The sequence below is a fragment of the Kribbella albertanoniae genome, assembly GCF_004348455.1.
Classification (GTDB): domain Bacteria; phylum Actinomycetota; class Actinomycetes; order Propionibacteriales; family Kribbellaceae; genus Kribbella; species Kribbella albertanoniae.
In genome coordinates this window covers 1-11879 of the sequence record NZ_SMKA01000283.1, presented here as the reverse complement: position 1 = coordinate 11879, position 11879 = coordinate 1, and the positions used below count along the sequence as shown (strand labels likewise).

Sequence of the window (11879 nt, the reverse complement as noted above, 5' to 3'; positions counted from 1 at the left end):
CGACGACATCGTGCAGGAGGCGCTGGCGCGGGCCTGGGTGAAGCGGGCCCAGTACAACGGGAGCCGGGGGACCGCTTCGGCGTGGTTGCTGGCGATCACGGCCGACCAGGCGCGGAAGGCAGCGCGGAAGGTGCGGCCGGCCGGGGTGCTGGAGGAGTTCGACGGGCCGGGGGTGCGGTCCGATGTGGAGGGGCGGATCGATGTCGGGCAGGCGCTGGGGGAGTTGCCGGCGCGGCAGCGGCTGGCGGTCGACTGTTTCTACTTCGCGGATCTGTCGGTGGCCGACACGGCCGCGGTGATGGGGTGTTCCGAGGGCACCGTGAAGTCCACGTTGTCCGATGCGCGGGCTCGCTTGCGCACGTTGCTGGAGGTCAGGGAATGAAGATCGACGACGTCGACGAGCTGCTGGTGCGGGCCGGTGCGCAGTGGCGCGCCGATGAGCCGTCGGCACCTGAGCCGGATCTGGACCGGATCACGGGTGCGCGCCAGCGGCCGCGGCGGTGGGTGCCGGCGCTGGCTGCGGCCAGTGTGGTGGCGGTTGCTGCGGCGACCTTGAGCATCCTTCCCAACGGCGGCACAGCGGCGCCGCAGACCGCCCAAGCACCTGCACCGACACCCGAGGCCGTCGAGTCCGTTGCCAACGGCAACCAGCCGACCGGTTCGAACGACGACCTGCTGGTCCGCGACGGCACCAAGGTGCGCGTCAGCGGCGAGGTCATCGCCGCGCCGAACGTGCCCCCCGTGTTCTGCCCGTCGCGCCCGATCCCGCTGATCGGTCACATGCCGGGCAAGGCACCGGCGCCGACCTGTCCCGACGGCCTCAAGGTCAGCCTGCAGGGCGTGGATGTCAGCCGGCTGACCGACCTCGCAACCATCCAAGGCGTCCGCACCGGCCGCGCCACGCTCACCGGCATCTGGACCGGCCGGACCATCGCCGTACAGCAGCAGGCTGCGCCGACACCGGAGCGCGACTTCGTGACCCCGCCGCTCCCGTGCCCACCGCCGAAGGGCGGCTGGCCGGTGAAGCCGAGCAACATCGAGGATCCGAAGGTCGCGAAGTTCCTCGACCAGCACCGTGATCAGGCCTTCGGCCCGGTAATCTACCGCCCGTACGGCGACGGTCGCACCAAGCCCGTAGTTGTGTTCGTCGGCGTGGCGCACGGTGACCGGGCAGCGTTCCGGAGAGCGTTCGAAGAGGTCTACGACGGCAATCTCTGCTTGGCCCCGGCCCGGTTGAGCCAGGGGGACGCCGAGCAGCTCTCCGGCAAGGTGGCCGGCCTGATGAACCGCGACGCCCTCGGCATCACCACGTCGTACACGCAGATGGACGGTGCGAGCGAGAACGTGCGGCTATTGGTCTACACGGATGCTGTGAAGGCGGCGCTGGCTCCGATCGGCCTCGACAACCTGCGGATCGAGCCTGCGGTCGTGCCCGTGAGGTAGCCGATCCAACGGCGGGGACCGAAGGTGGTCTTCGACCAGGATCGAAACGCCGGACGGACCTGTCCTTGCCGTGTCATCGTGTCCGCATCGACACGAGGGGTGAGGTATGGCGAAAGTGCTGTCCGGACTCGTAGTAGGGGCATCGCTGGTGCTCTCGGCGTTCTTGCCGATCACCAGCGACGCAGCTCCGACGCCCGTCAAGCAACCGCAGGCCCAGGCGGCGGCCGACGTCCTGCCGGCCCGCCCGAACACGGTCCGTAACCCGGTCCGGGAGAGCGCCGCCGACCCCTGGATGGTGTTTGCCGAAGGCAACTACCACTTGCTCTACACGCACGGCGACAAACTCGTCGGTGTCTCGGCCCCCTCGGTGGCCGGTCTCGCGGCCGCGCCGCAGCAGACGCTCTGGCAGCCGCCGGCCGGTGAGGCGTGCTGCAACCTCTGGGCGCCGGAGATCCACCAGTTCGACGGCAAGTGGTACCTGTACTACACCGCCGACAACGGCAACGACGCCATGCACCGGATGTTCGTCCTCGAGGCCGACCACCCGATGGGCCCGTACACCTTCAAGGCCAAGCTCGACACCGGCGACTTCCACTCGATCGACGGCAGCGTCATGAAGCTCCCCGACGGCCGCCTGTTCCACCTGTGGTCGAGCGGCCGCGCCAACGGCCAGAACCTGTACGTCGCCCCGATGAGCAACCCGTGGACCATCAGCGGCCCGCCTGCCCAGCTCGCCACCCCTGACCAGCCGTGGGAGCAGAACGGCCGCAAGGTCACCGAGGGTCCGGTCTCGCTGATCCACAACGGCAAGGTCTACATCTACTACTCCGCCAGCGCCTGTGAGTCACCCGACTACTCGCTCGGAGTCCTGGAGCTGACCGGCGCCGATGTGCTCAGCCAGTCCGCATGGACCAAGTCCAGCGGGCCGGTCTTCAAGCGCAATGACGCCGGCTGGGTCTTCGGCACCGGTCACCACGGATTCTTCACCTCGCCCGACGGCAAGGAGGCCTGGATCGTCTACCACGGCGTCACGAGCTCGAACGGTACTCCTGTCGGCAGTTGCAGCTCGGGTCGCGCGGTACGGATCGGCAAGGTCTCGTACGACGCCGCCGGGAAGCCGCAACTCGGCGTACCGAAGTCTTCGTGGGAGACGGTCACGCTTCCGAGCGGTGATCCGGGAGCCGATATTGTTGCTGATGGCACCTACAAGCTGTCACCGAAGAACAACCCGGGCAACCTGCTCGAGGTTGCCAGCTGCTCGACTGCCGATGCGGCGAATGTCCAGGTCTGGACCGCGAACGGCGGCGCTTGCCAGCAATGGAAGGTCACCTACAACGGCGACGGCTCGTACAAGCTTCTCGCCGCGCACAGCGGTAAGGCGCTCGACGTGGCGAACTGTTCGGCCGCGAATCACGCCGACGTGATCCAGTGGCCGTACTGGGGTGGCGACTGCCAGGAGTGGTACCTCGATGCCCTGGGCAACGGGTACTACAAGGTGCTCTCGAAGATCGGCGGCAAAGCGCTGGACGTGGACGGCTGCGCTACCGCGGCCGGGGCCGACGTCCGGGTCTGGCCGTACTGGCAGGGCGCCTGCCAGCAGTGGAAGCTGGAGAAGGTCGGATGAAGCGCTGGATGGCACTGATCGCAGCGGCCGGGATGGTTCTCGCCGGTCAGCAGGCAATGGCGACGGAGACCAAGGCCGAGCAGCAGTTCCCGGACGTGAAGACGCGGACCAAGGGCATCATCCCGCCCGGCGGCGTACTGACCTCCAAGACGGGCGGCAACACGATCGACGCGGAGACCCGCGAGACCAAGCCGCGCGCCGACGGCCGGTACCACTACGACTCGCCCAAGCTGATCCAGCGGCTGAAGGCGATGAATGTGAACACCTACCTGTTCGGGATCTGGGAGTCGCCGACGGACTGGGACGATCTGCGTAGTGAGTTCGCCCCGCTGGCCCGGGCGGCCGGGATCGACATCTGGCTGGATCTGGTGCCGCCGTCGGAATGCCAGGCCGACCGGCCCGAGGGTCCGTACCTGGAGGGCTACTGCTCGCGCCCGTTCAAACTCGACTTCATCGCCTGGGCACGTAACATCGCGACGCTCTCGTTGCAGTACCCGAACGTCAAGGCCTGGCAGATCGACGACTTCCTGATCGGCCAGAACGAGAAGTTGTTCACCACTCAGTACCTCGCACAGATCAAGCAGACCCAGGACGCCATCAACCCGAACCTCGGGTTCCTGACCACGATGTACTACTGGGACTACACCGACGCGCACCTCAACCGGCTCGCGCCGTACATCGACGGTGTCCTGTTCCCGTACCTCGGCGGTGGCCAGAGCACGACAGATGCGCGCTATGTCGCTGCCCAGCTGGACGAGTTGCTCGCGAAGCTGACCCCGAAACACCTCGATCTGATCCTGCTGCTCTACACCGACCGGTTCCTCGACGCCGCGCTGCCGCCGACTCCGGAGTACGTCGCGGAGTCGCTCAAGCAGGCGATGCCGTATGCCGCCGATGGCCGCATCGGCGGGATCGTTGCCTATGGCGCCCCGGTCAACTACGACCGGCGTCCGACGATTGCCTCGAACAACCTTGCCCAGACCGGTGAAGGCCGGTTGAGCTTTGCCCAAGGCATCTATACGACCGCTCCGGCGGGTGGGTTCGCGGAGGCCTATCAACAGGTCACGGTCGATCCGGCGGCCGGCAGCTACAACCTGCGGTTCGCGACCTACGACCAGGTCAGCCGGACGCCGGCCAAGTCCGGCAAGCTGTACAAGGAAGTGCTGATCGACGATCAGGTCGTCTGGCGATCGGACGTGGCGGACGAGTTCGGCTTCACCTGGGCGCCGGCATCGGTCGACCTGACCGCCGCCCTGCGCGGCAAGACGACTGCGAAGCTCAGTCTGAAGCTCTACGCCCAGAATCCGGCGAACTTCCCGATCGACGTCGGCTTCGACAGCCTGGTCCCGACCGGTTTCAGCATCGCGAACTTCGGTTTCGAGGACGTCAACCCGGCCACCCGGGCCTGGCAGTTCAAGCAGCAGAGCCCGATCATCCACGGCACGATCGACAAGTTCAGCTCACACCAGGCCAAGGATGTGTACGACGTGATCGCGGCGGCGTTCGGCGGTCAGCCGCAACCCGCCGTACCGACGACTCCGGCCACCCCGATTCCGGGCGACCTGCCGCGAACCGGAACGACGTACCAGCCTGGTGGGGTCGGCGCGATCCGTAACAGCGCGATGTACGGCAAGGGCCGGCTCAGCCTGTTCGTGCCGGAGCGGACGGCGACCACGACGGGGAGCTGTGTCTGGGCCGAGCAGCGGATGGCCGTTGACCCGAACGCCTCGCGGTACGAGATCTCGTGGTGGGACTACGGCGGGTTCGCCGCGGACCTGCTCGGCTATCACATGAAGCAGGTGACGATCGTGACGTCGAAGGAGAAGAAGCTGCTCAGCAACCTTGATGCCGCCGAGTCACCGAAGGTCTGGATGAACGGTCAGGGCAACTGGGGTGCAGTGGACATCACCCAGTTCGTCCGTGGCGAATCGTCGGTCGTCCTGCAGTTCGCGCTGTGTGAGCAGCAAGGCGTGGGTGACTTCCTGGTCGATGTCGGGTTCGACGAGATCGACGCGGTCGGGCTGACTGTGACCAACGGCGACTTCGAGCAGGGCAGTACCGGCTGGACCATCGTCAGCCCGCACCCCGGCATGAAAGCGCAAGTCCTGACCGCCAACTGAGCGGACCATTCGACGGACGTCGTAAGGATATCGATTTCCCGGGCGGTGATGAGACTCTCCAGACGGACTCTCATCACCGCCGCCCCCTTGAGGAGACAGTCGATGTCCGGACGCTTCCGCCTGACCGTCGCCGTACTGACCGGGTTGGTCCTGGCCGTTCCGCTCGTCGCGCCGGCGCCCGCCCTGGCCACTGCCTCGGAAGTTGTGGGTAAGGGGGCGGTCGGGTGGGACACGCTGCGGCAGCTCGACCGGTTGCCGTATCTGTCCGCCGGGACGAGCACCCGCCAGTACTCCGGTTTCGCGCGGAGTGGCAGTAACAACGACGGGTTCGACGGGGCGGACTCGTGCTTGCGGCAGGTCGCCGCCGGGTGCGTGATCGCCGAGGATGCGGGGCCCGGTCAGATCGACTCGATCTGGTTCACGAGGTTGCGCAACGACGTTCCGGACGTCACCGACACCGGGACGATCGCGATCACGCTGGACGGTACGACGGTTCTGAACCGGTCGCTGAAGGACGTCACCGACGGTCGAGTCGGTGCACCGTTCGTGCATCCGCTGGTCGCCAACGCGTCCCAGGCCGGCGGTGGATTCCAAATCAAGGTGCCGATGGCGTACCGGCAGTCGATGCAGATCGTGGTTCAGCACAACCCGTTCTTCTACCACGTGAACTACCGGCACTTCCCGGACGCGGAGGGTGTGACCAGGTTCGACCCGGCCGATCCGGCGAACGACGTACTGACGACTTTGCGCGCAGCTGGTACGGCGGATCCGAAGCCGGCCGCTTCCGGATCGACCACGGCTGGTCAGACGCACCCGGTTGGTGCTGGCCAGGAAGTTGCCTTCGGCACCGTTCAGGGGCCCGGTGCGATCAGTGCGTTGCGGATGCGGTTCGTCGGGGTGACGCCGTCGGACGCCGTACTGGCGGGGTTGCGGTTGCGGATCGCGTTCGACGGCCGCCGTACGGTCGACTCGCCGGTGGGGGAGTTCTTCGGGACCGGTCTGGGCGCGTACTCGGTGAAGTCGCTGATGTTCGCCGCCGACCCTGCCGCGGGTGGCTGGTTCACGACGTGGTGGCCGATGCCCTACCGCGAATCGGCCGTGGTGTCGCTGGTGAACTCCACCGGAGCGGCTGTCGGCAACGTCGAGCTGCAGCTGACGAGTGCACCGGACACAAAATGGAGCACTGCTCTCCTTCCGGGCGGCCCAGCGGCGTACTTCACCGCGTTCTCGCACAGTGGCAAGACTGTGTGGGGTGACGACTGGTTAGTCGCCGACCAGACCGGCCGCGGCAAGCTCGTCGGCGTCGCGCAGACGATGGAGGGTGTCAACCGCGGGTACCTCGAAGGCGATGAGCGGGTCTACCTCGACGGATCGATGTCACCGCAGCAGCACGGCACCGGCACTGAGGACTTCTACGAAGCCGGTTGGTACTTCGCCGGCGGCCGCTACAGCGCGGCCTTCACCGGTAACACCGCGCACGAGGTGGGGAACGCCGGCTGTGCGCAGGAGTGTGATGCGGTTTACCGCCTGCTGCTGACCGAGTCGATCGCTTATGACTCCGCGCTGCGCTTCGGCATCGAACACGGTCAGCAGAACGACTGGTTCGCCGACTACGGCTCGACCGCGTTCCTCTACACGCAACCGACCGTCAGCACTCGCGAGACGGATGCCCTGGATCTGGGCGACTCTGCGGATCGGACCGCCCACCAGTACGCCGATAGCGGTACCTCGGCCACGCTGAGCAGTGTGGCCGAGGGGGACTTCGACTACTTGCCGATCACCGATCAGGTCCGCTCCGGGCAGGGGCCGATCACGTTCCGGATGGCGGTCGATTCCGCTAATCGGGGTGTCCTGTTGCGCCGGATGTCGGACCAGGCGCAGAAGTATCAGGAGGCGTCGGTCAGCGTGGACGACGTACCGGTCGGGACCTGGCGGCAGCCGCTCGGCAACGGGACCATGCGCTGGCTGTCCGACCAGTTCCCGCTGCCTGCATCAGCGACTGCCGGCAAGAGCAGCGTCAAGGTGACGATCACGCCGGTCGGCACTTGGACCGCGGCCAGCTATCTCACGGCGAGCATCGTCGACCCGTACACCGCCGGTGGTGGGTTGGCCGCTCCGAGCGGGTTGACGGCGACGCCGCGTAAGCACGCCGTGCTGCTGAACTGGAATCCGGTGCTGGAGGCAACGTCGTACCGGATCTACTCGGCGACCACGGCTGATGTGCCGGTGACGCCTGCGAACCTGATCGGGACCGCGCCGACACCGGGCTTCCTGCACAAGTCGCTCAAGGGCGGTCTGCAACGGTTCTACAAGGTGATCGCGGTCGATGCCTCAGGCAACCTCGGAACCCCGGCATCGCTGGCCGCGGCTGCGAAGATCGCGACGGTGTCCGATGTCGATGCCGATGGCAAGGATGACATTGTGACGTTCCTTCGCGGTGAGGCAGCCGATGTGTACGTCGCCAAGTCGACCGGCAGCAAGTTCGGCGACGGCAAGCTGTGGCACTCGTCCTTTGCGATCGGCAACGAGATCCCGGCGACCGGTGACTTCAACGGCGACGGACGCGACGACATCATCACCTTCACCCGCGGTACCGCCGCGGACGTCTGGGTCTCGCTGTCGAACGGCGTCGACGGCTACCTCCCGGCCACCAAGTGGCACGACCACTTCGCGGTCGGCGACGAGGTGCCGATGGTCGGTGACTTCGACGGTGACGGTCGCGACGACATCGTCACCTTCACCCGTGGCACCACCCACGACGCCTATGTCTCGCTGTCCGACGGCGGCCGCTTCGTCCAGGACAGCTGGCTCTGGCACGGCGACTTCGGCTGGCCGGGCGAACTCCTCGACGTCGGCGACTTCGACGGTGACGGCCGCGATGACATCGTCACCTTCACCCGCGGTACGACGGCCAGCGTCTTCGTCGCCCTGTCGGACGGCAAATCGTTCCTCGGCACCACCTGGAAGTGGCACGGCCGCTTCGCCATCAACACCGAGACCCCCGACGTCGGCGACTACAACGGCGACGGCCGCGACGACATCGCCACCTTCGCCGGCGGCACCTCAGGCGACGTGTACGTCGCAACCTCCACTGGCACCGGGTTCACCGGCGACGGCGACCTCTGGCACAGCTTCTTCGCCCCAGCCCCCGAAGCCCCCGGCTCCGGCGACTTCAACGGCGACGGCCGCTCCGACATCATCACCTTCACCCGAGGAACAGCCGGCGACGTCTTCGTAGCCCCCTCCAACGGCCAGGACTTCACCCCTGACCCCCAGGCTCCGCTCTGGCACGACTACTTCGCACTCAACGCCGAATGGCCCGCGCCGTCCGCTCTGCGGCCTTAAACCGCATTGTTGAAGGTGGCTCGGTCGTGAAAGAAGTCGACCAGGAGGCGGGCGGTGGCGGCCGGCTGTTCGATGGCGGGGGAGTGGCCGGCGTCGGAGACCATCTCGGGCTGGATGCCGAGGCGCTCGGCGACGTCGTTCTGGACGGCGAGGGGCCAGCCGTCGTCGGTTTCGCCGTAGACGAGTTGGGTGCGGACGCCGGCTTTGGCCAGGCGGTCGGTCTTGTCGACCGCATCAGTCAGGTGCCGGGTGATCGCGGCCAGGCCGATCGGTGAGTTGCTGACGAAGCGCTTGCGGACGAAGGCTGCGATCTCCTCGGGCGGTTCGACGTACGCGGGGTGCTTGGCGTCGTGTTCCAGCTTGAGGTCGTAGACCTGCTCGATCGGGAGGTTGTCCAGACCGAACGCGAGCATCTGCAGACCCTGCAGCGTCTGCTCGTCCGTGAATCCAGCAGGACCGGTGCACAGCAGAGTCAGCGTCGAAAACACCGACGGATCGATGAGCACCGCCTCCCGCGCGACCAGTCCGCCGAACGAGTGCCCAACGAGCTGGCTGTAGCCGCCGAGCGCCACGCTCATCGCCACCACGTCGGCGCCCAGTGCCTCCAGCGTGTACGCCGACGCCTCGTCCGGACCGGGGGTCTCGAACTGGCCCCGCTGGTCCACGCCCACCGCGATCCACCCGTACCGAGCCAGGTGGTGGAGCAGCGGAGTGAAGTCCTCCTTGCTACCGGTCCACCCCGGAACGAGCAGTACCGTGCCGAGCGGCGTACCGATCTCGGGTACTGCCCGGAGGGTCGCGAAGGAGCCGCGGTCGGTCTCCAGAGTGGCTGGATGAACCCCGTCCGGCAGCGTCATCGTTCGTGGCGTACTCACAGGTAAAGAGAGTAGCCGCTTTAGGGCGTGTCTCTTAAGCCCACGCCTACTGCGCTGCACTCGGCACGGCACCTCGCCGCACTGGAGGAAAGGCCACGATGGAAAGACATCGAGGCCTCCCCTCCAGCACGCCGAGCTACCGCACCGAGCACATGCTCGCTACGGCGCGGACTTAAGAGACACGCCCTGGTCGGTCCGGACCAGCTTGGCTGTCGCCACGGCGAGTACGGCGATGATCACGGCACTCATCAGCACGGCCAGCTGCACGCCACCGGTGTAGGCGTCGCGGGCGCTGGCCAGCAGCTCCTGCGCGACCGGACCGGGCAGACTCTCCGCCGCTGCGATTGCACCGCCCAGAGTGTCCCGAGCAGAGTCCGCTGCGCCGCCCGGCACCGTCACCGCAGCCCGGTACGCCGCTGTGACCAGGCTGCCGCCGATGGCGATCCCCAGTGCCATTCCGAGCTCGGTCCCGGTCTCACCCATGCCGGACGCGACCCCTGCTCGTTCCGGAGGTGCGCTGCTCACGACCACGTCGTACGTGAGTGCAAGCACGACCTGGATGCCCAGACTGACCACCGCCAGTCCGATCACCACCGGCAGCCGCCCAGCCGTGGCCATCAGAGCCAGTCCGGGTACGGCGACCACGAAGCCGACTGTCATCGCCGTACCGGCGCGGAGGTGACGGACGACCCAAGGCGCGGCCAGCGTGCCCGCGATCCCGGTCACCATCATCGGCAGCATCCAGAGCCCCGCCTCGAGCGGTGACATCCCCAGCACCAGCTGGAAGTACTGCACCGTCAGGAACTGCAGTGCAGCCAGCACGTACAGCCCGAACATCTGCGCACCGAGCGACGCACTGAACGCAGCCCGCCGGAACAGCCGCAGATCGACCAGAGGCTCACTCAGACGGAGCTGGCGGCGTCCGAACACCCAGCCGAGCGCCACACCGGACAGAGCGATGGCCAGCGTGGTCAGGTGCGCCTCACCCTTCGCCGTCTCCTTGATGGCGTAGACGACCGCCACGATCGCGCCGGTGGACAGCACGACGCTCAGCAGGTCGATCCGGCCGGCCTTGGGGTTGCGGAACTCCGGCAGCAGCAGCGGTGCGGCGATCAGCAGCAGCACCAGCGGCGGGACGCCGATCAGGAACACCGAACCCCACCAGAAGTGATCGAGCAGCACCCCACCGATCAGCGGGCCGGCCATGCCGCCGACCATGAAGTTCGTCATCCAGATCGCGATCGCCAGCCGCCGCTGATCCGGGTCATGGAACATGTTGCTCAGCAAGGACAGCGTCGACGGCATCAGCGTCGCCCCGGCCAGCCCGAGCAGAGCCCGGGCCGCGATCAGCAGCTCCGGACTGGTCGCGAACGCGGCCAGAACCGAGGCGGCCAGGAACCCGGCCGCACCGATCATCAGCAGTCGACGCCGGCCGATCCGGTCACCGACTGTGCCCATCGTGACGAGCAGACCGGCGACCACGAAGCCGTAGACGTCGACGATCCACAGCAGCTGCGAGGAGCTGGGGGAGAGGTCCGTGCTGAGCACCGGCGCGGCCAGGTGCAGCACCGTGGCGTCCAGACCGAGCAGGATGGTCGGCAGCGCCAGTACGGCGAGGCCCAGCCACTCTCGCCGCCCGGCTCGTGCACTTACGGTCGTCGATTCGCTCATGCCCGCCATGCTGGGAGTTAAAGTGCCCTTGAGGTCAAGAGCGGGGTGTGACGGCCGGGACACGGTGGGGTGTCACCCGGGTGTTCCGCAGTGCGGCACAATGGCCGGGTGCCTCCTCGCACTCTCGCGGTTGCCAACCAGAAAGGCGGCGTGGCCAAGACGACCACCGTCGCCACACTCGGTGCTGCCCTGTCCGAGCTCGGGCAGCGCGTGCTGCTGGTGGATCTCGATCCGCAGGCCTGCCTGACCTTCTCGATCGGCATCGACCCCGAGGACCTCGACAAGTCGATGCACCACGTGCTGCTCGGCGGCGTGCAGGCGCGGGACGTGCTGATCGAGTTCGACGAGGGCCCGGACCTGCTGCCCGCGACGATCGAGCTGGCCACCGCGGAGGTGCAGCTGGCCCGCGAGGCTGGCCCGGAGCAGGTGCTGCGCACGGCCTTGCGATCCGTGCGCTCGTCGTACGACTGGATCATCGTCGACTGCCCACCCACCCTCGGCCTGCTGACGGTGAACGGGTTGTCCGCGGCAACCGACGTACTGATCCCCTTGCAGTGCGAGACGTTGGCACATCGTGGCGTCGGGCAACTACTCGACACCGTGCACGACGTCCAGCAGCTCACCAACCCCGGCCTGCGGGTGCTCGGCGTACTACCAACCCTGTACGACGGCCGCACCACCCACGCCCGCGCAGTCCTCGAAACCATCGCTGAGACCTACTCCCTGAACGTCCTCGCCCCGGCCATCCCCAAGTCGATCCGCTTCGCCGAGGCCCCGGCAGTAGGCGAAACCATCCTCACC

At 67.3% G+C, this 11879-nt stretch carries 8 protein-coding genes; 6 read left to right on the top strand and 2 right to left on the bottom strand.

What is annotated here, in order from left to right; translation table 11 throughout:
- From E1261_RS37605 to E1261_RS37585, 5 genes are all read left to right on the top strand, one after another.
- A partial coding sequence (locus E1261_RS37605) for an RNA polymerase sigma factor (protein ID WP_132414517.1) occupies window positions 1–382 on the top strand: 382 nt, incomplete at its 5' end.
- Entirely contained in the window at window positions 379–1443 is a 1065-nt protein-coding gene (locus E1261_RS37600; protein WP_132414516.1) for a hypothetical protein, read from the top strand. The genes E1261_RS37605 and E1261_RS37600, both read left to right, overlap by 4 nt.
- Window positions 1444–1549: 106 nt before the next feature.
- Window positions 1550–3067, top strand: a complete 1518-nt coding sequence (locus tag E1261_RS37595) for a family 43 glycosylhydrolase (protein ID WP_132414515.1) — start codon at window positions 1550–1552, stop codon at window positions 3065–3067.
- Window positions 3064–5187, top strand: a complete 2124-nt coding sequence (locus E1261_RS37590) for a hypothetical protein (RefSeq protein ID WP_132414514.1) — start codon at window positions 3064–3066, stop codon at window positions 5185–5187. Before E1261_RS37595 ends, E1261_RS37590 begins: the two co-directional genes overlap by 4 nt.
- 102 nt (window positions 5188–5289) lie before the next feature.
- On the top strand, window positions 5290–8532 hold the full coding sequence (locus tag E1261_RS37585; RefSeq protein ID WP_132414513.1) for a DUF2961 domain-containing protein: 3243 nt from the start codon (window positions 5290–5292) through the stop codon (window positions 8530–8532).
- On the opposite strand, the gene E1261_RS37580 is transcribed toward E1261_RS37585, so the two are convergent.
- Together E1261_RS37580 and E1261_RS37575 are read right to left on the bottom strand one after the other, a co-directional pair.
- Complete coding sequence (locus E1261_RS37580) at window positions 8529–9407, bottom strand: alpha/beta fold hydrolase (protein WP_132414512.1); 879 nt, start codon at window positions 9405–9407, stop codon at window positions 8529–8531. The two genes, E1261_RS37585 and E1261_RS37580, sit on opposite strands and share 4 nt — an antisense overlap.
- Before the next feature lie 159 nt (window positions 9408–9566).
- On the bottom strand, window positions 9567–11078 hold the full coding sequence (locus E1261_RS37575) for an MFS transporter (protein WP_132414511.1): 1512 nt from the start codon (window positions 11076–11078) through the stop codon (window positions 9567–9569).
- Window positions 11079–11186: 108 nt separating this feature from the next.
- Here E1261_RS37575 and E1261_RS37570 point away from each other — a divergent pair.
- Window positions 11187–11879 (top strand): ParA family protein (locus E1261_RS37570; RefSeq protein WP_202875378.1); only part of this gene is annotated, 693 nt, incomplete at its 3' end.